Raw genomic sequence first — 26,395 nt, 5'->3', positions numbered from 1 at the left:
CTAAGGCCTATAGATGCTCAATTCCTTTTCCGGCTATGGACTATCGACCATTGACTATGGCCTTTTCCCCTCCCACCTATTAATAACCTCCGCCAACAGCAAATTAGGTACCCAGCTCGCGAATGCAATGATGAGGTAATTATGCTCAAAGCCAACGCCATGTCCAAACGTGGTAAACAGCCAGATGTAAAACCTAAGCGTTACCGCGCCGAAAGCCAGTGCATAGCTGCGGCGCATCATCTTTTTATGGTCGCCTATGCGGCCCTTCATCACCAATAGCCAGGCTGCAAGAGTGCAGGCTACCCAAAGCGTGTTTTGTATTAAAAAGGATGCGAACACGCCCGCTCCACGGCTTACGAAGAGTGTCATTACATAAGCCCCCGGCGCTGCAAAAAACAGGACGCCAAACACATAAATTTTGCCCAGCGTTTTGTGCAGCGGGCGGTTATTGTAAACTCTTTTTGAGAACTGGAAAAAACCTGTAATAAGAATTACACTACTGCCAAAAATATGGCAGTAAAATGCAGGCAGGTACCAGCCCGTTTGTATAGCTTCTTTCTTTATCTGTAAAAAGACGGTGTTTTGGCTAAAAACAAGGTATTGTAAAATGGTACCGCTACTAAGCAGCAACACCCACAAAAAAGCTAGAAGCCGTAGCACTTTAGTTATAATGCTCATCTCAACGCCAGCGTTGCGGCTTTCTTAATTTTCAGCTTACTGTTTATCCACTCTATGTTGTATTTATCTACCACGGTCAGTGAATCGTCAACGTTATCGTGCATTACTGTATCCTGCTGATTGAATTTATATCTGAAAATATCGTTCCATCTTTCATTTTTGAACTTGTAATTATAAGAGGCGTATATCTCGTTTTTCATTACCTGTAATATCTCGGGTGTTAAACGATCGAAAGTAGCGTCGATGCTTTTACCGGATTTTGAATTATATTTTGTAACCATATAGCAGCCCCGTAGGTAAGAGTCGTCTAACTTAACAAACTGGGTAGGGAATTTTCGCGCTGTTGCCAATGGCACTAATTTACCGCCTTTAATTTGCAGGTAATAATAATAAGGTGCTTCATTCATGTAAGTATTGGTATCTAACAGTTCCTGGCTAAATATTGATGTAGTTTTAAACTCAAATAACGAATCGTTTATTGCTTTTAAACTATTTTCGTTACAGGTGCCGCTAATTGTACCACCCCCTTCACCCCCGCCAAAATAATTTGTACCCTGGAATGAGAAAACCTTATTTTGCTTTTTATCTATCACAAGTACATTTTTTGTTTGATATAGGCTGGCGCGGCTGCCCAGGTAGTCATCAACTACCGAGTGAAAGATGCTTTCAAACCAGCTTCCTTCTTCCTTATTTCCGGTACCGTCGTAGCTCACTGCTATCGATCCACTTCCTTCGCCTTCCCCTGATTCGTCTTCCACAAATTTCCTTAGCGGATTTTGTAGATTAATGAACTTATCAAGAATGTTCCATTCTACCAGGTAAGACGGAGAAACCACAAGCGATGTAAACCGGTCTCTCGAGTTATATTCCATCAGGTTTCGCGTAGTTTTGTCTGATAAGGTGTAGTCTTCGTTATAATGCTTAACCTTGGGCAATACTTCGGCTATTTTAAAATCGACTATTTTTTCGCTAAGCGTTAGGTCTTTCTTCAAATAAAAAAAATCGCTTCCGCTATTTAGCAGGCCAATGTTATCACCATCACTTAAAGGTAAAACCATGTCGTAGGAGACGGGGACAACCAGTTTTCCTGCCATATCATAAAAACCCTTTTTTCCGCCCTTTTCCACCTCTATGAGGCTGTCGATTGTGCCTCCAATATTGTGCACCAAATCGTATTCAACCGGGATAACCTCTTTTAAATCCGGATTCACCAGCCCCATTTTAAAATCAGACTTCTTCGTTTTCTCATTGGCGTACTCGTCCCGGTATTCCCAATAATAATTGTCTGTAATTTTGCCCTTTATTACAAAATACCATGCTTTTTTATCCACATGCTGAAACCATAGTACGCTATCGTATTTGGTTTGTAATTGCTTGGCAACTTTAAAGGCAGCCAGCGTTTCCGGGCTGTAAAGATCCGTTTCGGGCACGGTAGCATTAATTACCTTATTTTGATAAAGGGCATAGTCCGACGCAAAATCGTCAGCCTTTACACCCACTATTTTATATGTTTCGCCAGCCACCTTGTGCAAGGTAAAATTGATATGCGATGCAGCATCCGGTAAACTATCATGCTTAAATTTCGCAGGGATAACGGCCACCACTGCCTGAGGGTTGGTAAAATCGATACCTACTGCATCTATATCCAAATCCACTTTAAAAAGTGCCTTGCCCTTACTGTCCGGGCCACTTTTACCGGCAAGTAGTTTTATCAGCTTTTTGTTCGCCGCCTTATTTTGGCCGTCTTCAAAACAGGTGAGGGCGGCTTTGGTTTTCCCTGCTTTTATGTTGGCATCAAAATGTTTAAGGAAAGCGATAATGGCAGCCTTTTTGGTTTTCTTTGCGGTTTTGCAGGCGGTTATAAAAATGCCGCAGCCAATTACAAATGCCAGCGCGGCCACAATTAGGATAGGTTTGGTTTTCATACGATAATGATAGGCAAATAAAATTATTTTAGGAAAAAATGAGCACGAATCGGATATCAACAAGTGTTAAGTACCTACTATCGTGTAACCTAAACACTATAGCTATCCTCTATACGCCATAGATATTTCAGATAAAAGCCGAAGCTTTAAAAGCGTATATTTGTTGCATAAATTTTAACAAAACATCCATTATGTTAACAATAGGACAACAATTCCCGAAGTTTTCTAAAATAGCCGTAACAAGCCTCGAAAAAGGCAAAGAGTTTGAAACCATCACTTCAGACTTTCTGGTAAATGATGATAACGTTTGGACCGTAATGTTCTGGTGGCCAAAAGATTTTACTTTCGTTTGCCCTACAGAAATTGCTGAGTTCAACAAAAACTATGGCGAATTCCGCGACCGCGAAACCCGTTTAATTGGTGCTTCTACCGATTCTGAATTTGTACACGCTGCCTGGAGAAGAGATCACGACGACCTGCGCGACCTTAAATTCCCGATGCTGGCCGATACTTCTAAATCATTGGCAGAAGACCTGGGCATTTTAGAGCCTAACGAAAAAATTGCTTACCGTGCTACTTTTATTGTTGACCCTACCGGCATCATCCGTTGGGTATCGGTAAACGACCTGAGCGTTGGCCGTAACGTAAAAGAAGTTTTACGCGTGCTTGATGGTTTGCAAACAGATGAGCTTTGCCCTTGCAACTGGGAAAAAGGCCAGGAAACCCTTACCGTTTAATTTAATACCCCTATATATATGGCCCTTGCACCCGTTGGGAGCAGGGCTTTTTTATACCATAACATCTTTAACATCATGAACGAAAGTACCGAACTGATACAAGAAATACTGCAAAGCCTCGGCCTTGATGTGGCTTACCGCACCGCCAGCCTTACATTGTTAGAAAAAGGCGAATCGCGCTATCTGCGCGATTTTAAGCTGAATTTTACCAGCACCCTTACCTCTGCTCACCTCAGCGAAAAAGAATGCGCCCTGCTTGGCCTTAGCACTGCTGTAAACAACAATAACCTACCGCTTACCAACTACTATACGCAATATGCCGAAGCGCAGGGTGCTACAGCTGCAGATGTGGCCGAAGCCGTGGGCTGCGCATCGTTGCTGGCATCTAACAATATCTTTTACCGTTTCCGCCATTTTACGCAGAAAGAGAAATACACCCAGATACCCGCCCGCATCCGCATGCAGCTGATGATGAAGCCGGTAACCGGGAAAGAATTTTTTGAATTGATGAGCCTGGCCATTTCTGCTGTAAATGGCTGCGAAATGTGCGTAAACGCGCACGAAGATTCGCTGATAAAGCTGGGTACTACAGAGGAGCGTATATTCGATGCCGTACGCATTGCCTCATTGGTAACCGCAACAGGCAAAATTATTTTCTAAAACCATTTATAAAGCCAAAAGGGACATTTTTACATACCCCTTTTGACCAATACTGTTAAGATGAAAATAATATGAAATTAAATTTGTGTTTGTTAATTAAAAACAACTAATTTTATAGCATAAGATTATAACACCTCTCCTAATCATAATTTTTATTAACTACAACTTTGTGAGCCCGGGAGAGGGATTACAAATTTAATTGTTGATTTTTTTGGAGAAACCGTTCAGCTGACAAAGCTGAACGGTTTTGTTTTTTAGTGCGAATCGGTAACTGCTTTTAGCTTCTTAAACGGCTGCAGGTATAGCAACGGGATAGAAAACAGCATCACCAGGCCCGATATCCAGTACGCATCATCGTAAGTAAGCAACATGCTTTGGCGTGTTACGGCACCTTCTATAGCTCCGTAAGCCATGTGTAAGGCATCAGATACCGATTTGCCTTTGGCCATAAAGGCATGCTGATACATATTTAGCCGCTCGGTAAAGGCTGGGTTATACGGGTTGATATAGGTAATCAAATCGCTGCGGTGCTTGCCCATGCGTATGTGAATAATGGTAGTCAAAGACGCAATACCAAATGACCCACCCAGCTGCCTCATCATGTTATTCAAGCCCGAACCTTGCCCAATTTCAGGGCCCTTCAGATCGGCCATAGCCAGGGTTGTTAATGGTACAAACAACAGGGCCATACCCACGCCGCGTATCAATAAGGGTACCAGCACATCACTCTGGCCCGTTTGCAGGGTAGAGTTGCTCAGCATCCAGGTGAATACGAAGAACAGGAACATGCCCGCAGTAGCCATAAATTGGGCAGGTACACCTTTATTCAGCATTTTACCAATAAATGGCATCATAAATATGGTACACAAGCCCCCGGGGAACAGCAGCTCGCCCGTTTGCTGCGCATTAAAGCCCAGCAAATTCTGGCAAAACACCGGGAATACAAACACCGAGCCGTATAGCCCGAAGCCCAATATAAAGGACGTAAACATCCCCACCGAAAAACTTCGGTGCCGCATAATGCTAAAATTTACTATCGGGTGGTCGGTACTCAGCTCGCGCCATATAAATAGTATAGTGCCTATAACTGCAGTTACGGTTAACACAGTTATATAGGTAGTTGCAAACCAATCTTCCGACTCTCCTTTTTCAAGGATCGTTTGTAAGCTACCAACTGCTAATGCAAGCAGTGCAATGCCCCACCAGTCGATGGGCTTTTTCTCCGACTTGGGCGTCTCATTGATAAACGTGTACGTAAGGAAAATAGCCAAAGCCCCCACAGGTATGTTTACATAGAATATCCATTGCCAAGTGTAGTGTTCGGTAATCCAGCCGCCTATGGTTGGGCCTACGGTAGGGCCTACTACAGCGCCTAAGCCAAATAAAGCGGTTGCTGTACCTATCTGCTCGCGTGGCCAGGTTTCTATCAGAATAGTTTGCCCGGTTGATATCAATCCACCACCCGCTATACCCTGTAGTATACGGAAGATAACCAGTTCATTTAGGGTTGTTGCATTCCCGCATAAGAACGATGCAATGGTAAATACGATAATAGAAGCCAGGAAGTACTGTTTGCGGCCAAAACGCCCGCCCAACCAGCCCGACATGGGCAGGATAATAACGTTTGCTACCGCGTAGCCGGTTACCACCCAGGCAATATCCTCTAACGTAGCGCCCAAATAACCTTGTATTTTAGGTATGGCCACGTTTACGATGGTAGTATCTATCAGCTCCAGGAGCGATGCCATAATTACCGTAATGGTAATTATCCATTTTTTAAAGCCAGTTTCAGCCATTGTATTAGTCTTTTGTAATCACCGAAACATCTACGCTCATGCCCGGGCGCAGTTTGGCTAAATCTTCTTTGCTGCCACTCAGTTTAATTTTTACGGGCACGCGCTGTACTACTTTTACGAAGTTGCCGGTTGCGTTATCTGGTGGTAGTAACGAGAATTTGGCACCTGTAGCAGGCGAAAAATTATAAACTTCGCCTTCAACTTTTAAATCGGGGTAAGCGTCAACCTTAACATCAACCTTTTGTCCGTTGCGTATTTTATCCAACTGGGTTTCTTTAAAGTTTGCGGTGATGTAAAGACTGTTATCGTTTACTACCGAAAACAAAGTTTGCCCGGCCTGCACCAGCTGACCAACCTGCACGTTCTTTTTGGCAGCAAGGCCTGTAGCCGGCGATTTTACCTGGGTATAGGTAAGCTGTAAGTTTGCATAATCTATATCAACCTGCTTTTGGCTTACACCTGTATTGGTAACCTTTAACTGGCTACGGCTGGTGGCAACTTGTTGCTGGGCTGCTTTATATTTGTCTTTTGCAGCATCGTAGTTGGCCTGCGCAACTTCAAGATCGGCTTTAGCCTGATCGAACTGCTGACGGGTCACCGAGCCATCCTGCACCAGGTTGGCATAACGGGCGTAATCCTTCTTCACTTTATCCAGACGTGCACCTGCCGATGTCACCTCCGCTTTCGCGCTTGATGAATTTGCGGCTGTTGTTGATATCTGCGATTCGCCAACGCCAATGTTTGCGCTTGCGCCAACCTGGGCAGCTTGTGCCTGCTCCAATTTCACGCGGTAATCGCGGTCGTCTATCTTCACCAGCAGCTGGCCTTTTTCAACGTGCGTGTTTTCTTCGAACATAATGCTATCTACATAGCCGCCAACGCGGGCTACTACCGGGCTTATGTCGCCATCTATCTGTGCATCGTCGGTATCAACGTGCTTGCTGAAATATATATATTCTTTTACACCGAAAATGATACCACCGATAAGTACTACCCCTAAAATGATAGGAAGTACTCTATTAGGTTTCTTTTTGGTTTCTGTTTCCTGGTTTGCCATGGTATTTTTGTATTAATATTATTTGTTAAGAGTTCCGGTTGATTTTAGTAAAGTATAGTAAGCCAGGCCTGCATCTGCTTTGGCCAGTTCCAGGTTTATTTCGGCCTGGTAAAGTAAGGTTTGCGCATCGGCACGGTCTGTAGCCGATGATATATTGCTCTTGTATTTAGATTCCAGTATTCTGTTGTTTTCGTTGGCCTGGTTTATAGAGGTCTGCAGCAGGGTTATTTTATCCAGTGCCGTTTTGTAGTTCTGGTAGCTTTGGTTCACCTCGTTTTTGATACGGTCGCCGGTGATGCCTTTGTCTATGATGATTTCCTGTTGTTGCAGTCGTGCTTCGTTAAGCTTGTTTTTATTGGTCCACAAGGTGCCGAAGTTCCAGCCGAGGGTAAGTCCTACCGATATTGGCGTAATGAATTTGCCGCTTTTTGGTATAGGGTTGCCTGATAGGCCTACGTAGTAGGCAATGCCCGATGCCGAAAGTGTTGGCGATGTATTGGCTTTGATACTTTTGATGTTTACATCAGCTACCTGGGTGCGCAGGTCCATCTGCTTTAATTCGGCACGGTGGGCAAATGCGCTATCGATGTAAACAGTAAGCGGTGCGGCGGTGTTAGCAGCATCGTTTATCTGGGCAATGTTTAGCTCGGTGGTTTCGGGCAGGCCCAGTAACACATCCATATTATAATTGATGATGCGGCGGTTGTTTTCCAGGTCTATCCCGTTCAGTTCGATGTTAGAGCGTTGCAGTTGGAAACGCAAAACGTCGTTTTTGGTAACCAAACCCTGGTCGAAGAAGCGCTGCGATTGTTTTATCTGCGCATCTATGGTAACCAGGTTCTGTGTAACTACCTTTTTTGCCTGCAATACCTTATAAAGGTTATAGTAGGCATTGATAATGTTGTACGCGATCTCGTCACGATCGTTCACGGCATCAAGGCGTGCGACCTGGGTAAGCAGGTTTGTGCTTTCGCGGGCGTATTTAAGTTTGTTGCCTGCCCAAATTACCTGGTTAAGCGATAACGTGCCTAAATAAGCATCCGCGTTGGAGGGGAGGTTAACTTTGCTGTCGCCACCCAGGTTTAGGGTGTTTGCGGGTATTTCGGCATGGTTGTAGCCAAAGCTTGCCTTGCCGGTTGGCAATGCCTGGTCTTTGGCTTGCTCGAACTGCGATACCGCGCGGTCGATCTTCGATTGCGATAGTTTCAGCGTTTTGCTGTTGTCCAATCCCAGCTTAACGGCTTCGTCAAGCGTGATGGTCCTGTCTTGGGCCGCTACCGGGTTGGTAATAAGCAATGCGGTAATCAATACAGCAATGCCACCCGCGGCCTTAACAGCTCTTTTCAATAGGTGAGGTTTCAAGGGACTATTATTTATGGTTGTCATGTGAGTTTTGTAGGTAAGCTTTCAAAAGGTTTTTCAGGTATTTTTTCAGGCGGGGTTTCAACAATTCGTCCTGTGCCTGGCTATCCAACACATCGTAGCCTAATACTACTGATGAAATATGCGGCGTGTTTATGATGTAATTTTTAGTGCCAAACAAGGTGGCTACCAATAGTTCCTGGTCGATATCGGGGTTGAACTCACCACTTTTTACCCCGTCGGCAATAATACCCTGAAAAACCTTTACGTTTTTCATTACGATAGCGGTTATCCTATCGGTAAGTTCCGATTTCTTTGTTTTGGATATTTCGCGATGTAGCATAATGTGGAAGCAATTGTTATTCACCACTTTCTCCACGTAGCTTTCGATGTATTTATCCAGCTTTTCCCAGGCAGATTTGCTGGTATCGTTACCAATTTCGGCGAGTACCTGTTGAAACATCGCTATGCGACGTTCGAATATGGCCAGGAACACACCTTCTTTGGATCCGAAGTAATAATTAAGCATGGCCATGTTAACGCCGGCCTCGCCGGAGATGGCACGGGTAGAAGCACCATCATAGCCAAATTCCGCAAAGATTTTTTCAGCTACATCCAGTATATGGTCCTTCTTATCTATTTTCTCTTTTTCCATTGTGGTTATTATCACGGCACAAAATTAATCAATCGATTAATTAATTAAAATTATTTCTGTCAGCCTTTTGTAACACATTGATAACCGTGCCACGATTTAATCGATTGATTAACTTTTTACCCGTCGGAATCAGAATTTACAGGATTTGAGAATTTTCAGAATTACTGATGACCACACATCCTGTTAATTTTTAAATTCTGTGAATTCTGATTCAGACAGTCACCCCCATATAATATTATCGCTACACTATATGCCCAATAGGTGTTTATAATATATTTGTTCTTATGAAGCGTACTCTGCTGTTTACCATCGCCTTATTTATTGTTAGCCAAAGCCTTAAAGCCCAAACCGCACCACCCAGCGACATAGGCACCATACAACAGGAGTTTAAAAAACTGAACGTTTTGGGCAGCGTACTATACATTGCCGCCCATCCCGACGACGAGAACACCCGCCTGCTGGCCTACCTGGCGCAGGAGAAACATTACCGTACCGGTTATTTGTCGTTAACCCGTGGCGATGGCGGACAAAATTTGATAGGAACAGAACAAGGCGAATTGCTGGGCCTGATACGAACGCAGGAATTGCTGGCCGCCCGCAGAATGGATGGTGCCGAGCAGTTCTTTAGCCGCGCTACAGATTTCGGTTTCTCCAAGAACCCCGAGGAAACCCTGAAGTTTTGGGATAAGGATAAGATACTGGGCGATATGGTTTGGGTGATACGCAAATTCAGGCCGGATGTGATGATATGCCGTTTCCCCACTACGGGCGAGGGCGGCCACGGCAACCACACGGCATCGGCTATATTAGCGCAGGAAGCCTTCAGCGCAGCAGCCGACCCAAAACGCTACCCCGAGCAACTGAAGCATGGCGTTACCCCTTGGCAGGCCAAACGTTTGCTTTGGAATACCTTCAACTTTGGCAATACCAACACCACATCTGAGGACCAGTTTAAGCTGAACGTTGGCGGCTATAACCCTACTTTAGGCCAAAGCTATGGCGAAATTGCTGCCGAAAGCCGCAGCAACCACAAAACGCAGGGCTTTGGCTCGGCCAGGCAACGAGGCGATGTATTCGAGTATTTCAAGACTATTTTAGGTGATGCCCCAAAAACCGACCTGATGGACGGCATAACTACCACCTGGGCACGTATCCCAGGCGGCGCGCCGATTGGAGACGAGCTGGCCAAAATCCGTAAGGATTTTAATGACGACGCGCCGCAGGCATCGGTACCTGCTTTAGTAAAATTGCTGGATAAGGTGGATATGGATTTTGTAAACGATAAAGCTATGCAAACCGTAAGGCTGAAAGCGGGTGCGGTGGAAGATTATACGTATTGGCATCAGCAAAAAACAAAAGACCTGAAAGATTTGATTGCCGCCTGTGCGGGGTTGTGGTTTGAAGCATACACAGCAGAGCCCACTTATGCGCAGGATGACCAAATGGCTATCCGCACGCAGGTCATCAGCCGCAATGGATTAAATATCGTATTGAACGGATTGGAGCTTATACAATCCATGGATAAAGCAAAAAGCCCGGCAAGCGCAGCAGGCAGCAGGCCCCTTACGCACTACGATCTGGCGGTTACCAATAAGGATATACCGGTCGGCGAATTGCAAACATTTAATAACACCTGCGTTACAGGCGGCATTTCGCAGCCTTATTGGTTAGAGCAGCCACACCCGATAGGAAGTTACTATATAGATGACGACACTAAAGTGGGTAATCCGGAAAACCCAGACGCACCTAAGATGAAATTTTCCTTCCTGATCGCAGGTAAGCCTATGACCTTCTACCGAACCTTGCAATACAAATACGTAGACCCCGCCCGTGGCGAAATTTATCAACCCTTAGAAATTGCCCCACCTGTTACTGCTAACATTACCGAAAAGGTTTACGTTTTCAACGGCCCGCTACCGCAAACCGTGCAGGTAAAACTCAAATCCTTTACCAATGCCGATGGCAGCGTAAGCATCAAACCCATCGCCGGCTGGAAAATCAGTCCCGAAAGGATAGACTTTACGGGCAAGAAGAAGGGCGACGAGTGGACCGTGGCGTTTACCGTTGTGCCTACGGATGATAGATCAAACACCGCCAACCTGGATGTAATTACCACTGCAAACGGCAAAACCTTTTCACAGGGTTTGCTTAATATCAAATACAACCACGTGCCCGCTATAACTATCTTCCCGCCGGCGCAGGCCAAACTGGTGAATATCAATTTGAAGATTGCAGGCAAACGCATCGGCTATATAGGCGGTGCGGGCGACCTGGTGCCTGATGCCTTGCGCGAAGTAGGCTACGAAGTACACCAGCTTACCGAAAGCGAAATCCTTAACGGCGACCTCAGCATTTACGATGCCATCGTAACCGGCGTACGGGCATACAACGTAAACCCGCGGCTTGCTTACGAGCAGCCAAAACTGATGGAGTACGTAAAAAACGGTGGTAACCTGGTGGTACAGTACAATAACAACAATGGTTTGGTTACCAAAGAGATCGGCCCCTACCCCTTCCGGATAGTGAACGAACGCGTAACCGACGAAACCGCGCCGGTAACCATCCTCGATAAAAACAACCCTATCCTCAATTACCCCAACCAGATAAGCCAGGAGGATTTTAAAGGCTGGATACAGGAACGCAGCGTGTACATGCTTAACAACATCGACCCGAAATATAAAACCCCATTGCAAATGGGCGACCCAGGCGAGGGCCAAAGTAACGGCGCCGTTGCCGTTACCGAATATGGCGAGGGCAGGTTTGTTTACACCTCGCTGGCGTTCTTCCGCCAGTTGCCTGCGGGCGTACCCGGTGCGTACCGGTTATTTATCAATTTATTGAGCAAGCCAAAGAATACGGTGGGTCAGTAAGGGTTAGTTATTTGTGCCGCGCGTCTACTCCCTGTCGCTCACGTCAGGGAGCTAGGCGGCTTCGCTCCTCCCAAATGCTACATAAATGCAAAATGGTATCAACTGCTTTTTGCATATCCTGTATGCTCACCCACTCCTGCTTGCCGTGGAACGCGTGTTCACCGGCAAAGATATTGGGTGTAGGCAAACCCATGAATGATAGGCGCGAACCATCGGTACCACCCCGTATGCTGCAAAGTTTAGGTTCCATGCCTGCGCGGCGTATGGCTTCCAGTCCATAGTCTACAATCTGCGGGTGCTGCGCCAGCACGTTTTTCATGTTACGATACTGGGGTTTCACCTCCAAAGTATAGCTGGCATTGGGGAAATTTTTCAAAACGCCAGCTGTAATCTGCCTGATAACATCAGCATGGTTCGCCAGCAAATCCTCGTCAAAATCGCGTATGATGAAATCTATGGTGGCGGTTTCTACATGGCCGGCCATATCTACCGGGTGTACAAAGCCCTGCATGCCTTCAGTTCCTTCGGGCGATAAATGATGAGGTAGCGCGGCAATGATCAGTCCGGCAATCTTAATAGCACTTTCCATTTTGCCCTTCGCAAAACCCGGGTGCGCACTTACGCCGTTGATGGTTAACATTGCTCCATCTGCCGAAAAGGTTTCGTTCTCCAGGTTGCCGGCGTTCTCTCCATCTATGGTGTAGCAAGCGAAGGCGGCAATCTTCTCAATATCCGCTTTATCCACACCACGGCCAATTTCCTCATCGGGCGTAAAAAGGATTTTTATGGTGCCATGCTTTATCTCGGGGTGATTTATCAACTGATAGCAGGCATCCATTATCTCGGCAACGCCGGCCTTGTTATCGGCACCCAGCAGCGTAGTGCCCGATGCGGTAATAATATCATTGCCCAGCTGGTTCTTCAGGTCGGGGTGTTCTGCCATCCGCAAAACCTGGGTGCTATCGTCTGGCAGAATGATATCGGCACCGTTGTAGTTGCGGTGCACCAATGGCTTCACGCCGGTACCGCTGCAATCGGGCGCGGTATCCATATGCGAGCAAAAGCAAATCACCGGCACTTCCGGCTTGTCGGTATTTGCAGGGATGGTGGCATACACGTAGCCGTGCTCGTCTAGATGGGCATCGGTAAGGCCCATCTCCAGCAATTCGGCCACCAGCAGGCGACCGAGGTCTTTTTGCTTCTCCGTAGATGGGCATGTTGGTGATGCAGGGTCTGATTGCGTATCGATGGTAACGTACCGCAAAAATCTTTCGGCGGCTGTATAAGTAAGTGCTGTATTAAAATCCATAGAAAACCTATATTAGTGAAATTTTATTTTGCATGCGCCAGGCATTGCAATCTGTGAATAACCTTAACTCAATTAATTTGAAAAAGTATATTTTATTAGTTGCTGTCGTTTTTGCTTTTGGCAAAGTTAAGGCCCAGTCCGGCTACAATTATAATAGTTTTGGTATTGGTGCGGGTGCCAGTTTGGTACAGCCCCTGGCAGATTTAAAGAAAAGTTTTACCACACAGGCTTACCATGCCGATCTTACCTACTATTACAATCCCTATATACCCATCGTGCTTGAGTTTCAATGGGGAAACTTAAAAGGCGGCGGCAATACCGTGGCCGAAGATAAGGATACCCGCCGGTTTGAGAATAAATATAAGGCACTGATGGTGCACCTTAACTATCAGTTGGGCGATGGTATTGATTATTACCGCAGCGATTTTCTAAACCTCCTCAAAAATTTTTATGCCGGAGTCGGCATCGGGGCTATTTTCAATAATGTGGATAGGAACCAATATAGCCTCTTAGATCCCGCTTACCTTTTTCCCGGCAGCAACAAATCGGTGAACGTTATCTTACCTTTGCGTTTTGGCTACGAATTTAAGATTTACGATTATTACGGTGTGCCAAAATTTGGTATAGACATAGGTTACCAGCACAATATCACCTTTGGCGAAGGGCTGGATGGTTATGCGGACCCCGTATCTCAATTTAAGAACAACGCGTCCGACCAGTACCGCCAGATTACCATCGGTATCAAATACAATTTTGGCCACGAAGCCAGTTACGATAAATCTATCGGGGGGAATTGAGTTGAATATAGAGGAGCTGCGCAATTATTGCCTTGCTTTGCCTGCGGTTGAAGAAGGGTTTCCCTTTGGGGAGGATACATTGGTTTTTAAGGTTGCCGGCAAGATGTTCTTACTGATAGGCCTGGCCGATGGGCAGCACTTCAACGGCAAATGCGACCCGGAACGCGCTATTGAGCTGAGGGAACAATATACCGAAGTGCAGCCAGGTTACCACATGAGTAAAGTGCACTGGAACACCATTTTTATGGGTGGCTCACTTACACGCATGCAGCTTTTAGCGCTAATAGATCATTCCTACAACCTGGTACTGAAAAACCTCCCCAAAAAGTTACAGACCGAAATAGCCGCTAACCAATAATTTGCAGCAACAAGCGCCTTATATTTGCCGCAACATGATGAAGAAAATCCCCGTCCTGCTGCTATGCCTCGTTCTGTTTACGCAGGCAAACGCCCAACTCAGCCCTTTTGAACTAAGCAAAGATAAAAACTACTCGGCTACGCATGCCGAAGTTATTGCTTATTATCAAAAACTGGCAAAGCTATATCCACAGATGCGGATGATTGATTACGGCATGACGGATGTGGGCAAGCCATTGACATTGGTGGTGCTATCGAAGGATAAGACCTTCGACCCTACACTCATCAAAAAACAGGATAAACGTGTGCTGCTCATCAACAATGGCATACACCCCGGCGAACCCGAAGGCATAGATGCCAGCATGATGCTTACGCGCGATTTGCTAAAAGGCAACAAGCTACCCAAAGATGTGGTCATCTGCATCATAGCCGTTTATAATATCGATGGCAACATGAACCGCGGCCACTCGCGCGCCAACCAGAACGGGCCCGATGCGTATGGCTTCCGTGGCAATTACCGCAATCTGGATCTCAATCGTGATTTTATCAAAGCCGATAGCCGCAACGCCCTCGCTTTTACGCAGATACTCAACACCTGGCAGCCAGAAGTACTGCTGGATAACCACGTAAGCGATGGTGCCGACTACCAGTACGTGATGACGTTGATAGAAACACAAAAGGATAAACAGAACCCATTATTAGCAGACTATACCGCCAGAGTAATGACCGCCGACCTGTACAATGGCATGAAGAAAAGCGGCTACGAGATGATACCCTACGGCGCGGGCGAAAGCGGCCTGCCGGATAACGGCATAGTGAGTTTTATGGAGACGCCGCGTTTCTCAACAGGTTTTGCCGCCCAGCACAATATGATCAGCTATATGACGGAAACACATATGCTGAAACCCTTCGACAAACGCTTGTATGCCACCTATAACTTTATGGAGCAGCTGATAGCCATTTGCCAGCGCGATGCCAAAACCATAGGCGAACTACGCAAAAAAGTGGATGCCCAGGTGAGCAAGCAAAAGTCTTTCGACCTGGCCTGGTCGCTGGATCAAAGCAAGATAGATACCATAACCTTTAAAGGCTACCAGGCTGCCTACAAACCCAGCGAAGTAAGTGGCCTGCCCCGGTTGTATTACGACCGCAACAAGCCTTATACCAAAGCCATCAAGTTCTTTAACACTTATAAAGCCACCGCAACGGTTGATAAACCCGTTGCCTACGTTATACCGCAGGCCTGGGGCAAGGTTATCGACTTGTTTAAGTTGAATAAGGTAGCCATGAAACAACTGGCGCATGATACCACGCTAAGCTTACAGATGTACTACATTGCTGATTATAAAACAGGCGCGCGGCCCTACGAGGGCCACTACATTCATACCGGCGTAAAGCTTACCCCGGTAGATAGCAAAATTAAATTCTACGCCGGCGACTATGTGGTATATGTAAACCAGCCCATTAACCGTTACATTGTTGAAACTTTGGAGCCGCAGGGCGTAGATTCGTTCTTCGCCTGGAACTTCTTCGATTCGGTATTGGGGCAAAAAGAATATTTCTCTGATTACGTTTTTGAGGATGTTGCCGCCGCGCTGCTGAAAGCCGACCCGGAGTTGCGCAAAAAACTGGATGAAGAAAAAGCAAAAGACCCCAAAATGGCGACAAGCGCAGCTGCTCAACTTAATTTCGTTTACCGCAATTCGCCCTATTTCGAAAAAACTTACCTGCGCTACCCGGTGGGCAGGTTACTAACAGATACTAAACTCGACCTGAAATGATGGAATACCTTACGATGGCCCCCGTGGCATCGGTAATTTTTGTACTAACACTGGCCACATCGCTATGGGCCTTTTCCGACCCTAATATCTACGCCAAATTTATCCTCAACCCTTACGAGGCCTCGCGCGGGCATCGGGTTTACACCATCATCACCAGTGGACTCATTCATGCGGATTGGAACCATTTGTTCTTTAACATGCTTTCCTACTATTTCTTCGCCTTTCAACTGGAAGCCATGCTTGGGCATTGGCAGTTTGGCGTTTTGTATATGGTAAGCTTGATATTGAGCGACTTGCCTTCCATCCAAAAACATAAGGAAGATTCATGGTATAATACATTGGGTGCATCGGGCGCTATCAGCGCGGTGATTTTCAGCGCTATACTATTTAATCCACATGGCCAGATGGGCCTGATATTTATACCTGGCATCCGCATCCCTGCCTGGATATTCGGTATCCTGTACCTGGTTTATTGCCATTTTGCAGCTAAGCACGCCCGAGACAATATCAATCACGATGCCCACATGTTCGGCGCGCTGAGCGGTATCCTGATTACCATTATACTTCATCATACCGTCATCAACGAGTTTTTTAGCAAGTTTTAGGAAGAAGGTTTTATCCGGATTATTTCATAGAAAAACCGGACGAATCCCGAGAAAAATCTGTGCTTTTCTGTGTTTTTCTTAGTTTTTCCATGCCCTTGTGCGGTTTTGCCTTTTGTGCGCTACCGAACGCGCACATCAGGGTTTAGGGGTGCAGGGTAATGGCCCCGGCCGGGACGCGGTTGCCATCAGCATCGAACAAAAAGCTTATGGGCTGGTTGGGGTTTTTGATGATTTCTAAAAGCAGGAAGCCCCAGCTTTTCCAGAAGCTTTCCAGCACCTGTCCGTAGGTTTTGTTGGTCCAATCGTCAAACAGCGGCTTGCTGCTGATACCGCGCAGGGGCATGGCTTCTACGAAGATTTCTTCACCAACGGGCATCACCTCATACTCGGGCAGGCGGTTGAACAGATAGTTAGAATAGAACACCCTTGCCGAAAATTCCTCGAACTGGATGGGGTGCAGGGTATCATTTTTAAGCTGTTCGTATAACTCGCGGTGATAGCTGCCGTTGGCGCCGTTATCCTGCAGGCACATCACCAGGCCAAAATCTGCTATCCGCAGGGCAAAGGTTTGAGTATTTATCTCGTCGCGGTAGCCAAACTCTTCGGCATGGTTATCCACCTTAAACAAAAACAAGCTATAAGGTTTAAAATCTTCGAACGTTATGGGCAGGTTGATGCTCTGCAGCATGAGGTGCAGGTGGCTGAATTTATGGATGATGGATTGCGATATATTGAACTCCTCGCCCTGGGCATGCTGCAATTTTATCCCGGCCTGCAATTCGTTAAAAACAATGCCATACAGCAACTTGCATACCCATTGAAAAAGTCTGAGTTCGTCCAAAGCTTTCAAGCCCTCATAGCCGAGCTCAAAAGCAGCGGCAATCTCCGCTTCCAAGGGCTCCAAATACTGTTCATTTACGGCGGCAGAGCAAGGTACCTTCAGGTCTTTATAGGTGGCGATGCTTTCGTCCAGCAGCTTAAAGGGCTTATCTTCCAGGCTGTAGCGGCTCATCAGCCATTGCGGAAACACCTGTATCTTTTCTTCGGTGCTGCTTAAACTATCCCCGGTTAAAAAGCATTTGGTGTTGCTGAAATTGAAGGTGCTGAAGGGGTGGTATATTTGTGCCGCCATGGCGGCAAAGATAAGCAGGTTTCAGACTTATTATTTTAGCTTTGGGTTTTATGTAGTAAAAATGACTTTATCCCTCTTAAGCCTCTCGCAAAACGAGCACGAGATTTATAAACGCACGCAACAGCAACTCAACAGCAATGTTGCTACCGAAGCCGATTGGCAGGCCGATAAATTGATACTGGACAACTACAAGGCCATACACCGCGAATACCTCCGTGTTTTTTTGGAGTCGGATGACGAAGCTACCAAACTGGAGGCCCTTAAACGGCTGGTGTTCCTCAACTGGAACCTCATTGTAGAAACCGACTGGCTCACCGGGATAGACGATTTGGATGAGGCGGTTATTTTGGGGTCGTACACCATCCTGAACAACTACATGAAACAAGGTAAGTTCGACGTAGAATTTGCCTGGATGCTGAGCCACTACGCTGTTTGGGATTACGCCATCCTGCAATTCGTAGAAAATAAACTGCCGGAGTTGACACAATTTGTAAACACCATAGATATTTCTAAAAAAAAGTTCCCTACCCATTTGCCCGCCGGCACCTTTGAAAACCGCGGGCAAATGGGTATTTACTGGGAATTGATGATAAAAACCGACGCTTAACCATCATGAAGCTTACTTACCAGCCCTTCGAGCTACAGCTTAAACATACTTTTACTATCGCCAAATTCTCGCGCACCTCTACGCCCGTTATACTGCTACAGGTTGCGCACGAGGGACACACCGGCTACGGCGAAGCATCTATGGTGCCCTACATGGGCGAGAGCTACGAAACCGCTCATGCGTTTTTGGCAAAGGTTGATGCCGCAGAGTTTAAATATCCGTTCGATTATTGCGCCATAACCGCCTACCTGGATAGCCTTGCACCCGGCAACCCGGCCATAAAAGCAGGGATAGATATTGCCCTGCACGACCTAGACGGTAAACTGCAAGGCAGGCCCTGCTGGGAGCTGTTGGGTACCGATCCGGCAAAAATGCCCGTCACCAGTTTTACCATCGGTATTGATACCAAAGAAGTCATTATCCAAAAACTGAAGGAAGCGGCCGATTTTAAGATCATTAAGGTAAAGCTCGGGCGCGATAACGATAAAGAAATCATCCAAACCATCCGCTCGATAACCAACGTGCCGCTGTTTGTAGATGCAAACCAGGGCTGGACCGACCGCAAACAAAGCCTCGACCTGGTTTACTGGCTAAAAGAACAGGGCGTAGTTTTGATAGAGCAGCCCATGCTAAAAACCGATATCGATAGCAACGCCTGGCTCACCGAGCATAGTCCGCTCCCCCTTATAGGCGATGAGGCCGTGCAACGCCTGGCCGATGTAGAAAAGGCTAATGGCGTGTACCATGGCATCAATATCAAACTGATGAAATCTGCCGGGATGCACGAGGCTAAGCTGATGCTGGATAAAGCCCGTGAGCTTGGTCTGAAGGTAATGATAGGCTGCATGACGGAAACCAGTTGCGCCACCCTTGCCGCCGCAGCCCTTGCCCCCCAATGCGATTTTGCAGATTTGGATGGGCCATTTCTCACTAGTAATAACCCTTATCAATTACCGGAGTTTATTGATGGTAAATGGGTATTGAGTGATAAAGTGGGGTTGGGGATTGTGGCTTAAGAAGGGACTATTTAAACACAGAGATAACAGAGAAGGCACAAAGTTCACAGAGTAAAAATGACACGCGTTGAGTTAACACGAATTCCACTAATTAAAAAGAATTAACACCAACCTGTACTTTTTAATTGAAGCTAAACATTCGTGAAATTCGCCTCAATTAGATAAAATTCGTGTTCACTCAATTCGTGAAATTAGATTCAATTAGACAAAATTGAGTTAACACGAATTCCACTAATTAAGACGAATTAACACCAACCTGTACTTTATAATTGAAGCTAGAAATTCGGGAAATTAGATTCAATTAGAGAAAATTGAGTTAACACGAATTCCACTAATTAAGACGAATTAACACCAACCCATACTTTTAATTGAAGCTAAAAATTCGTGAAATTAGATTCAATTAGAGAAAATTGAGTTAACACGAATTCCACTAATTAAGACGAATTAACACCAACCTATACTTTATAATTGAAGCTAAAATTCGTGAAATTCGCCTAAATTAGATAAAATTCGTGTTCACTCAATTCGTGAAATTCGATTCAATTAGACAAAATTGAGTTAACACGAATTCCACTAATTAAAAAGAATTAACACCAACCTGTACTTTTTAATTGAAGCTAAACATTCGTGAAATTCGCCTCAATTAGATAAAATCGTGTTCACTCAATTCGTGTTCACTCAAATCACCGCGCCAAAATCAGACCACAAATCGTTAAATTTTAATTGTCGTTAAAACAATAAAACACTTAATTTCAGCGCACCATTTTATCGTTCGCTCATGAAATCAAGAATCTTACTGCTGCTGGCTGCTATGCCTTTTTTCGCAGCCGCGCAAACACCCGCTAAAAATTACCATATCAAATCGCCTGATGGCAAGATAGACGTTAGCATAAATGCCGGCGCTACCATCAACTGGTCGGTGAAATACGGGGAAACGGACGTCATCACGCCCTCCAACGTATCGCTGGTTTTGGGCAACGGCGCTGTGCTGGGCCTCAACGCGGTGGTAAAAAGCGACAAAACAAGCAGTAAGGATGAGTACTTCAATACCCCCATCTACAAAAGGGATAAGGTACACGATAATTACAACCAGCTTATCCTGAAATTCAACGGCGATTACGGCATCATCTTCCGCGCTTACAACGATGGCGTTGCTTACCGCTTCACCACCGAGTTTAAGGAAACCATTACCTTGAAGGATGAGGAGGCGAACTTCAACTTCGCTGCCGATAACCAGGCTTACCTGCCCTTTGTGAACGATTTCCGCGCTAAGGATAAGTGGAATACCTCCTACGAGGCACATTACGATACCGTAAACGTATCCGCAGTAAAAAAAGATACGCTGGCATTTTTGCCCGTGCTGGTAAAAATAAACGACAATATTAAAGCCGCTATTTTAGAGGCCGATATTGAAGATTACCCCGGCATGTACCTCACCAATGGCAAGGGCAACAGCCTGCACGGCACCTTTGCGCCTTTCCCGCTCGATCAAACAGCTGGTGGTTACGCCAACATGAACTACATTGTAACGCGCCGGGCCGAATACATGGCTAAAACCAATGGCACACGCTCATACCCATGGCGCGCGGTGGTGATCAGTACCGAAGATAAACAGCTTGCCGATAACGACATGGTGCAGAAACTGGCCTCGCCTTCGCGCGTGGCCGACCAAAGCTGGATAAAACCCGGGAAAGTAGCCTGGGACTGGTGGAACGACTGGAACATTACCGGCGTTGATTTTAAAGCGGGCATCAACGTACCCACTTATAAATACTACATCGATTTTGCTGCAGCCAACAAGCTGGAGTACATCATCATAGACGAAGGTTGGTCTAAAGATACCGACCTGAACCAGGTAAACCCCGATATCAACATAGAAGAATTAGTGGCTTACGGCAAGGAACGCAATGTTGGCATCATCCTTTGGGCAAGCTGGTTTGCCACCATGCAGCAAACCGATGCCGTTTTTGATAAGTATGAAAAAATAGGCGTGAAGGGTTTCAAGATAGATTTTATAGACCGCGACGACCAGTTTGCCGTGGGCTCTTTGTATGATATTGCCCAAAAGGCCGCCAACCACCATTTGTTGGTAGATTACCATGGCATGTACAAGCCATCGGGCCTGCAGCGCACCTTCCCCAATATCCTCAACTTCGAGGGCGTAAAGGGCCTCGAGAATATGAAATGGGGCGTAAACAATCAACCGGGTTATGATGTAAGCATCCCTTACATCCGTATGCTTGCCGGTCCCTTAGATTATACCCCCGGCGGTATGCGCAACGCCAACAAGGCGGCGTTTCGTGCTATTAACGGTAACCCTATGACGCAAGGCACCCGCGCTCATCAGCTGGCTATGTACACCATCTTTGAGGCACCCTTGCAGATGCTGGCCGATAACCCAAGCACTTACAAAAAAGAGCAGGAAAGCACAGATTACATCGCGTCGGTACCTACCACATTTGATGAAACCGTTGCGCTTGATGGCAAGGTGGGCGAGTTTGTGAGCATTGCCCGCCGCAAAGGAACTACCTGGTATGCCGGTGCCATGACCAATTGGGACGACCGGGAAATCACCATCGACCTTTCCTTTCTTGGCGAGGGAAGCTATAAAGCTGTGCTCTTCAGCGATGGCGTAAACGCCGACCGCAACGGTACCGACTACGTACGCAAGGAAGTAACGCTAACCTCCAAGGATAAACTCACCGTAAAACTGGCTTCCGGAGGTGGCTGGGCAGCAAGATTTGAGAAGGTGAATTAAGAGCCCTTGAAAATATCGAACACCGAATTTTGAATATCGAATGATGAAGGGTTAAGCTTCATCGTTCAATATTTTATCCCGCAAGGCAGGCCCCCAAGGACTCCTATGGAGTGGGCGGCATGCATGGTGGCGACTTTTATGATGGGGTGTTAAAAAAATTTCAACATGACGGTTTTTTACCCCTCCCCGCCGCTTATCCGTTCCATAAATAGAACGGCAATGAAGGTGCATACTTTTTACCATATTTGATTTGCGCCAGTGGCCGCAAACCCACCTTCATTGCCGTCGACTTTAGTCGACGGACTACGGCTGCATTCGGGTGAAAAAAAATTCAGTTCATGACGCCCCTCGTCATGGAACTTATTTCGGCACCCCATACGGCTGGTGGGCGGCATGCATGGTGGCGACTTTTATGATGGGGTGTTAAAAAAATTTCAACATGACGGTTTTTTACCCCTCCCCGCCGCTTATCCGTTCCATAAATAGAACGGCAATGAAGGTGCATACTTTTTACCATATTTGATTTGCGCCAGTGGCCGCAAACCCACCTTCATTGCCGTCGACTTTTAGTCGACGGACTACGGCTGCATTCGGGTGAAAAAAATTGAACATGACGCCCCTCGTCATGGAACTTTTTTCGGTACCCCACACGACAGGTGGGCGGCATGCATAGTGGTGACTTTTATGATGGGGTGTTAAAAAAATTTCAACATGACGGTTTTTTACCCCTCCCCACCGCTTATCCGTTCCATAAATAGAACGGCAATGAAGGTGCATACTTTTTACCATATTTGATTTGCGCCAGTGGCCGCAAACCCACCTTCATTGCCGTCGACTTTTAGTCGACGGACTACGGCTGCATTCGGGTGAAATAAATTGAGCATGACGTTTTTTTATAAATGCGGTTGTCGTCGCGCCGAATTTATTGCTGTTTATTTCGATTACCTTTGCCTGTAAAACAGCTATCTGATAAAAATGTCGTCGCACCACATCGTACGCGAAAAGCAGGAACCCGCCTTGCTGGCCCTCGGGCTAAACACCTTCGACCCCGAACTATTGGGCCAGTTGCTGGAGTGGAGCCCAACCGTTATCTGCACTCCAGCCACTGCCGAACAAATAAACGCTTACGGCATCAAGATAGATATCTTAGTTGCCGATGAGCCGGAGACGGGTTTGCAGTCGGATGTAAAATTAATCCCCACCGGAAACGGCGATGCAATTAAAGCGGCATTAGATTACCTTATTGACGCGGGTTATAGTGCCGTAAATATTATCACTGATGATTTTGTACTGGATAATTTTGAAGCTTACGCCGACAAAATAAACCTGGTGATATTTTGCGGGGATAAAAAGATCTTCCCGGTAATGAGCGGCTTTAAGAAATGGAAACCGGCAGGGGAAGTGATTGAGTTGCTTTCTCCATCAATAGGGGTAAAAACTGAGGGATTAACGCCCGTAGGAGATGGCGGATATCAAACCACTAACGACGGTTTTTACTGCCTGCAGTTTGAGGAGGCATTTTTGTTTGTGGCGGAAAGGGTGTAGAACTGTAGAGATTTGTATTCCGAAACCGACAATCGCATAATTGTTGGTGGCAATACAAATAACGGCGGAAAGCAGCAACGAAACGCGGGTGACGTCTCACATTTTCGTTAATCTTATTTGCAAAAGTCTAACGCCTCTCGTATTAAATCTTTTGGTACATTTTCAGATGCTAAAGCCGAAATTATTTGTTCTTCGGTCATATTGTTTTTCCTCATCATTCGAATGGACGGCCATAAGTTTTTTATCAAACTTCTTCTGGCTTCGGGGCTTTTCTTCCGAATTTCGTTTAAGTCATCCGGCATTTTTTTTACATATTGATAGGTTAGCTTCTGATTTCCTATCCATTGACAATCGTTTTGGAAGTAGAGAGCAACCATTCTTCCAATTCTGTTTGTCATTTTTTTTGCAATATAATAATCAAGCCCTGCACATATTGCGCCGCCAACAAACGGTATTAGGGCACCAAGTAGAGTCAAACTATATTCGCGTAAAATATCCTTTGTCATCTCTTTAAAGAAATGGCTCCCAAAATAAGACGCTAAATCTGCAATTACGTTTAGCGGAAGAGTTTCAATAAGGGCCTCATCGAGCGCTTTAGTTAATTCATCAGAGGGGGCTAAATAAACTGCCGCAATTTTTCTAACCATTGGCGGATAAAAGACTGTAGCTTGCATCCCTATTGAAATTATCAGCCCTGGTATACCAGCACCCGGTAAAGCCAGTCCTATAATACCAATAGCCGCATCAGTACAACCATGTACTTTTATAAAATCATTTATAATATCTTGTACAATCCTATTTCTTTCTTCCAATCCAAATACGGTGTCGGCCGCAGGATTAGTCCAATCTTGAGGTTCAGCATCTAATGTCGGACTGGTCCAATTTACAGTACTCATATCTTTTGATATAAATTTGTGCTTCAAGTGCAAGATAATAAAACACAAACGAAAAATCAAGGCCTCATAATTCTTCCGGCAAAACAACTCAAAAAAATAATTTAACGCCAATTAAACCGTTGATAATTATCTTAGTCTGTACTTATATCCGCGTAAAAACGGGCAACAACAATCATTCAAAATAAAATGACATATAAAAAATTCCTTTCGTTAGCCTTCGGCGGCCTTTTGCTGGCCTCGTTGGCTTTACCCGCAGCTGCACAGCGCAGAGGCGGCGGCGGTGGTGGTGGCGGCTTTAGTCGCGGTGGTGGTGGTTCGTCGGGCGGTGGGTTTAGCCGCGGTGGCGGCGGCGGTTTTAGTCGTCCGTCGGGTGGAGGCGGTTTTAGCCGCCCTTCTGGCGGAGGTGGCTTCAACAGGCCAAACAGTGTGGGCGTGGCCCCGCAGCGCGGCGGCTATTCGCAAGGTGGCGGTTTTAACCGCAGCCCGCGCACTAATTCATTCGGTGGGTTCAACAGGCCAAACAATACCGGCAGCTTTAATCGTGGCGGCTTTAACAGGCCGGGTGGTAATTACGGTTACCGTGGCGGCAGTTACAATCGCGGTGGCTTTTCGGGCTACCGTGGCGGCGGCATAAACCGTGGCGTTTACGCTTACCGTGGCGGCACTTATCGCGACGGTGTGTACCGTGGCGGCACCTGGGGCCGTGCATACTATGGCCCGCGTTATTTTAACCGTGGGTATTATAACTACCGTGGGTATTATAACTCGTACTATTTTCCACGAATCGGGTTCAGCATAGGCGTGTTGCCATTTGGCTACTACCCTTTCTACTGGGGCGATTACCAGTATTACTACAGCGATGGCCTTTACTATCGCCAGTTCGATAACCAATATACCGTTGTGGAGCCACCGGTTGGTGCACAGGTTAACGCTTTGCCATCAGGCGCGGAAGCTATCACCATCAACGGCGAGCAATACTATGAAGCTAACGGTGTTTATTACCGCGCAGTAACCCGCGACGACGGAACCCACGTGTACGAAGTTGCCGGCAAAGATGGCGAACTGAACACAGCAGGCGGCCAGGACGACCAATCCTATTCAGCAGGCGACGATGCGCCGCTTAAAATTGGCGACGTGGTTGACCAATTGCCGCAGGATTGTCGCAAAATAAAAGTAAACGGCGAAAAACTGTACGTAGCGCCGGATGGCACTTATTTCCAGGAAGCATTGGACGAAGACAATAATACCGTTTACAAAGTCGTTGGCCTGCCATCAGACGACGACGCAGCAAGCGGACAATAACAGATTATTATATAACACAAGAAAGGGCATTCCGGATTGCGGGGTGCCCTTTTTTGTTGGGGGGGGCTTTTCGCGATAAGTTTTGCATAGGCAAATCTATTGCTCCGTAAATAAAACTACCGCGAAATGCTTGCTGTAACGTCTATCGCCTTATTGAACAATTTAATTAACTTTGTTAATAACTTAACAACCCCACTTTATGAAAGTTATTATTAATCAGGACGATCAGCCAACAGGTGTTTTTATCCCGCTTGATGAATGGGCGCAAGTTATAACCAGTGTAAAAAGGAACACCGCCCTTCATCATTTGTTAAGCCGTAAACCCGCGCGGTCGGTATTTGAATTATCTCCATACGAACTTAATAACAAGCTGCACGGTGTTACTTCTCAATTGGTAGCCGAAGCCTACGAAAACGACCTTTATACCAGCCACTCATCAACCGCCGGTCTGCCGAATGAATTCATTCATCGATACCCAGATGGCAAGATTGAATTGGTGAAGATAGATACCACAACCGGCAGAGAGGAAATATTGAAGATCTATCAATAG

General features: G+C 46.2%; 22 protein-coding genes. 13 read left to right on the top strand and 9 right to left on the bottom strand.

Annotated features, from left to right (window positions below; translation table 11 throughout):
- Positions 1 to 54: 54 nt before the first annotated feature.
- Together E2R66_RS03820 and E2R66_RS03815 are read right to left on the bottom strand one after the other, a co-directional pair.
- Positions 55 to 678, bottom strand: coding sequence for a DUF2306 domain-containing protein (locus tag E2R66_RS03820; protein WP_133226207.1), 624 nt, complete (start codon positions 676 to 678; stop codon positions 55 to 57).
- A complete protein-coding gene (locus tag E2R66_RS03815) occupies positions 675 to 2,603 on the bottom strand; it encodes a YARHG domain-containing protein (RefSeq protein ID WP_133226209.1) in 1,929 nt (642 codons plus the stop codon). Before E2R66_RS03815 ends, E2R66_RS03820 begins: the two co-directional genes overlap by 4 nt.
- Positions 2,604 to 2,794: 191 nt before the next feature.
- Between E2R66_RS03815 and E2R66_RS03810 the strand changes: the two genes are divergently transcribed.
- A complete protein-coding gene (locus E2R66_RS03810) occupies positions 2,795 to 3,340 on the top strand; it encodes a peroxiredoxin (protein ID WP_133226211.1) in 546 nt (181 codons plus the stop codon).
- A gap of 75 nt (positions 3,341 to 3,415) precedes the next feature.
- Complete coding sequence (locus E2R66_RS03805) at positions 3,416 to 4,000, top strand: carboxymuconolactone decarboxylase family protein (protein ID WP_133226213.1); 585 nt, start codon at positions 3,416 to 3,418, stop codon at positions 3,998 to 4,000.
- Positions 4,001 to 4,254: 254 nt separating this feature from the next.
- On the opposite strand, the gene E2R66_RS03800 is transcribed toward E2R66_RS03805, so the two are convergent.
- Genes E2R66_RS03800 through E2R66_RS03785 form a run of 4 tightly spaced genes read right to left on the bottom strand, consistent with a single transcriptional unit; the run spans position 4,255 to position 8,870 of the window.
- A complete protein-coding gene (locus E2R66_RS03800; RefSeq protein WP_133226215.1) occupies positions 4,255 to 5,796 on the bottom strand; it encodes a DHA2 family efflux MFS transporter permease subunit in 1,542 nt (513 codons plus the stop codon).
- Between the two features lie 4 nt (positions 5,797 to 5,800).
- On the bottom strand, positions 5,801 to 6,853 hold the full coding sequence (locus E2R66_RS03795; protein WP_133226217.1) for an HlyD family secretion protein: 1,053 nt from the start codon (positions 6,851 to 6,853) through the stop codon (positions 5,801 to 5,803).
- A gap of 18 nt (positions 6,854 to 6,871) precedes the next feature.
- Entirely contained in the window at positions 6,872 to 8,239 is a 1,368-nt protein-coding gene (locus tag E2R66_RS03790; protein WP_133226219.1) for a TolC family protein, read from the bottom strand.
- Positions 8,223 to 8,870, bottom strand: a complete 648-nt coding sequence (locus tag E2R66_RS03785; RefSeq protein WP_133226221.1) for a TetR/AcrR family transcriptional regulator — start codon at positions 8,868 to 8,870, stop codon at positions 8,223 to 8,225. Before E2R66_RS03785 ends, E2R66_RS03790 begins: the two co-directional genes overlap by 17 nt.
- 284 nt (positions 8,871 to 9,154) lie before the next feature.
- Between E2R66_RS03785 and E2R66_RS03780 the strand changes: the two genes are divergently transcribed.
- Positions 9,155 to 11,740 carry a PIG-L family deacetylase gene (locus E2R66_RS03780; protein WP_133226223.1) on the top strand — a complete coding sequence of 862 codons (2,586 nt, stop codon included), beginning with the start codon at positions 9,155 to 9,157 and terminating at the stop codon, positions 11,738 to 11,740.
- 43 nt (positions 11,741 to 11,783) lie between these two features.
- Here E2R66_RS03780 and pepT read toward each other — a convergent pair whose 3' ends face one another.
- Entirely contained in the window at positions 11,784 to 13,049 is a 1,266-nt protein-coding gene (gene pepT, locus E2R66_RS03775; RefSeq protein ID WP_133226225.1) for a peptidase T, read from the bottom strand.
- A gap of 77 nt (positions 13,050 to 13,126) precedes the next feature.
- On the opposite strand from pepT, the gene E2R66_RS03770 reads away from it, so the two are divergent.
- Genes E2R66_RS03770 through E2R66_RS03755 form a run of 4 tightly spaced genes read left to right on the top strand, consistent with a single transcriptional unit; the run spans position 13,127 to position 16,589 of the window.
- A complete protein-coding gene (locus tag E2R66_RS03770; protein WP_158288332.1) occupies positions 13,127 to 13,846 on the top strand; it encodes an outer membrane beta-barrel protein in 720 nt (239 codons plus the stop codon).
- On the top strand, positions 13,803 to 14,204 hold the full coding sequence (locus tag E2R66_RS03765) for an MmcQ/YjbR family DNA-binding protein (protein WP_317130760.1): 402 nt from the start codon (positions 13,803 to 13,805) through the stop codon (positions 14,202 to 14,204). The genes E2R66_RS03770 and E2R66_RS03765 overlap by 44 nt, the downstream gene beginning before the upstream one ends.
- A 34-nt stretch (positions 14,205 to 14,238) precedes the next feature.
- On the top strand, positions 14,239 to 15,984 hold the full coding sequence (locus E2R66_RS03760; RefSeq protein ID WP_133226231.1) for a M14 family zinc carboxypeptidase: 1,746 nt from the start codon (positions 14,239 to 14,241) through the stop codon (positions 15,982 to 15,984).
- Positions 15,981 to 16,589, top strand: coding sequence for a rhomboid family intramembrane serine protease (locus E2R66_RS03755; RefSeq protein ID WP_394347168.1), 609 nt, complete (start codon positions 15,981 to 15,983; stop codon positions 16,587 to 16,589). The genes E2R66_RS03760 and E2R66_RS03755 overlap by 4 nt, the downstream gene beginning before the upstream one ends.
- A 142-nt stretch (positions 16,590 to 16,731) precedes the next feature.
- On the opposite strand, the gene E2R66_RS03750 is transcribed toward E2R66_RS03755, so the two are convergent.
- Positions 16,732 to 17,721: a hypothetical protein gene (locus tag E2R66_RS03750; protein WP_133226233.1), complete on the bottom strand. Its 990-nt coding sequence runs from the start codon at positions 17,719 to 17,721 to the stop codon at positions 16,732 to 16,734.
- Between E2R66_RS03750 and E2R66_RS03745 the strand changes: the two genes are divergently transcribed.
- The 4 genes from E2R66_RS03745 (at position 17,720) to E2R66_RS03730 (ending at position 23,647) form a co-directional block, all read left to right on the top strand.
- Positions 17,720 to 18,328, top strand: a complete 609-nt coding sequence (locus E2R66_RS03745; RefSeq protein WP_158288331.1) for a hypothetical protein — start codon at positions 17,720 to 17,722, stop codon at positions 18,326 to 18,328. The two genes, E2R66_RS03750 and E2R66_RS03745, sit on opposite strands and share 2 nt — an antisense overlap.
- Before the next feature lie 5 nt (positions 18,329 to 18,333).
- Positions 18,334 to 19,344, top strand: a complete 1,011-nt coding sequence (locus tag E2R66_RS03740; RefSeq protein ID WP_133226237.1) for a dipeptide epimerase — start codon at positions 18,334 to 18,336, stop codon at positions 19,342 to 19,344.
- Positions 19,345 to 20,122: 778 nt separating this feature from the next.
- On the top strand, positions 20,123 to 22,102 hold the full coding sequence (locus E2R66_RS03735) for a glycoside hydrolase family 97 protein (RefSeq protein WP_133226239.1): 1,980 nt from the start codon (positions 20,123 to 20,125) through the stop codon (positions 22,100 to 22,102).
- 975 nt (positions 22,103 to 23,077) lie between these two features.
- Positions 23,078 to 23,647 (top strand): thiamine diphosphokinase, encoded by a 570-nt coding sequence (locus E2R66_RS03730; RefSeq protein ID WP_133226241.1) that lies wholly within the window; start codon positions 23,078 to 23,080, stop codon positions 23,645 to 23,647.
- A 113-nt stretch (positions 23,648 to 23,760) separates the two neighbouring features.
- Here E2R66_RS03730 and E2R66_RS03725 read toward each other — a convergent pair whose 3' ends face one another.
- The gene (locus E2R66_RS03725) at positions 23,761 to 24,543 is read right to left on the bottom strand and encodes a hypothetical protein (protein WP_133226243.1); all 783 of its coding nucleotides are present in this window, start codon (positions 24,541 to 24,543) and stop codon (positions 23,761 to 23,763) included.
- Between the two features lie 186 nt (positions 24,544 to 24,729).
- On the opposite strand from E2R66_RS03725, the gene E2R66_RS03715 reads away from it, so the two are divergent.
- Positions 24,730 to 25,845: a DUF6515 family protein gene (locus E2R66_RS03715; protein ID WP_158288330.1), complete on the top strand. Its 1,116-nt coding sequence runs from the start codon at positions 24,730 to 24,732 to the stop codon at positions 25,843 to 25,845.
- A 199-nt stretch (positions 25,846 to 26,044) separates the two neighbouring features.
- Positions 26,045 to 26,395: a hypothetical protein gene (locus tag E2R66_RS03710; protein ID WP_133226249.1), complete on the top strand. Its 351-nt coding sequence runs from the start codon at positions 26,045 to 26,047 to the stop codon at positions 26,393 to 26,395.

It is taken from the genome of Mucilaginibacter psychrotolerans, assembly GCF_004519315.1.
Lineage (GTDB): Bacteria > Bacteroidota > Bacteroidia > Sphingobacteriales > Sphingobacteriaceae > Mucilaginibacter > Mucilaginibacter psychrotolerans.
The sequence above is the reverse complement of the archived record's forward strand: the minus strand, read 5'-3'. Positions and strand labels throughout refer to the sequence as shown.

Bases quoted from the DNA above. Each gene is read 5' to 3' on its own strand.
- E2R66_RS03820 (WP_133226207.1), bottom strand. From the start codon at position 678: ATGAGCATTATAACTAAAGTGCTACGGCTTCTAGCTTTTTTGTGGGTG.
- E2R66_RS03815 (WP_133226209.1), bottom strand. From the start codon at position 2,603: ATGAAAACCAAACCTATCCTAATTGTGGCCGCGCTGGCATTTGTAATT.
- E2R66_RS03810 (WP_133226211.1), top strand. From the start codon at position 2,795: ATGTTAACAATAGGACAACAATTCCCGAAGTTTTCTAAAATAGCCGTA.
- E2R66_RS03805 (WP_133226213.1), top strand. From the start codon at position 3,416: ATGAACGAAAGTACCGAACTGATACAAGAAATACTGCAAAGCCTCGGC.
- E2R66_RS03800 (WP_133226215.1), bottom strand. From the start codon at position 5,796: ATGGCTGAAACTGGCTTTAAAAAATGGATAATTACCATTACGGTAATT.
- E2R66_RS03795 (WP_133226217.1), bottom strand. From the start codon at position 6,853: ATGGCAAACCAGGAAACAGAAACCAAAAAGAAACCTAATAGAGTACTT.
- E2R66_RS03790 (WP_133226219.1), bottom strand. From the start codon at position 8,239: ATGACAACCATAAATAATAGTCCCTTGAAACCTCACCTATTGAAAAGA.
- E2R66_RS03785 (WP_133226221.1), bottom strand. From the start codon at position 8,870: ATGGAAAAAGAGAAAATAGATAAGAAGGACCATATACTGGATGTAGCT.
- E2R66_RS03780 (WP_133226223.1), top strand. From the start codon at position 9,155: ATGAAGCGTACTCTGCTGTTTACCATCGCCTTATTTATTGTTAGCCAA.
- pepT (WP_133226225.1), bottom strand. From the start codon at position 13,049: ATGGATTTTAATACAGCACTTACTTATACAGCCGCCGAAAGATTTTTG.
- E2R66_RS03760 (WP_133226231.1), top strand. From the start codon at position 14,239: ATGATGAAGAAAATCCCCGTCCTGCTGCTATGCCTCGTTCTGTTTACG.
- E2R66_RS03755 (WP_394347168.1), top strand. From the start codon at position 15,981: ATGATGGAATACCTTACGATGGCCCCCGTGGCATCGGTAATTTTTGTA.
- E2R66_RS03745 (WP_158288331.1), top strand. From the start codon at position 17,720: ATGGCGGCAAAGATAAGCAGGTTTCAGACTTATTATTTTAGCTTTGGG.
- E2R66_RS03750 (WP_133226233.1), bottom strand. From the start codon at position 17,721: ATGGCGGCACAAATATACCACCCCTTCAGCACCTTCAATTTCAGCAAC.
- E2R66_RS03740 (WP_133226237.1), top strand. From the start codon at position 18,334: ATGAAGCTTACTTACCAGCCCTTCGAGCTACAGCTTAAACATACTTTT.
- E2R66_RS03735 (WP_133226239.1), top strand. From the start codon at position 20,123: ATGAAATCAAGAATCTTACTGCTGCTGGCTGCTATGCCTTTTTTCGCA.
- E2R66_RS03730 (WP_133226241.1), top strand. From the start codon at position 23,078: ATGTCGTCGCACCACATCGTACGCGAAAAGCAGGAACCCGCCTTGCTG.
- E2R66_RS03725 (WP_133226243.1), bottom strand. From the start codon at position 24,543: ATGAGTACTGTAAATTGGACCAGTCCGACATTAGATGCTGAACCTCAA.
- E2R66_RS03715 (WP_158288330.1), top strand. From the start codon at position 24,730: ATGACATATAAAAAATTCCTTTCGTTAGCCTTCGGCGGCCTTTTGCTG.
- E2R66_RS03710 (WP_133226249.1), top strand. From the start codon at position 26,045: ATGAAAGTTATTATTAATCAGGACGATCAGCCAACAGGTGTTTTTATC.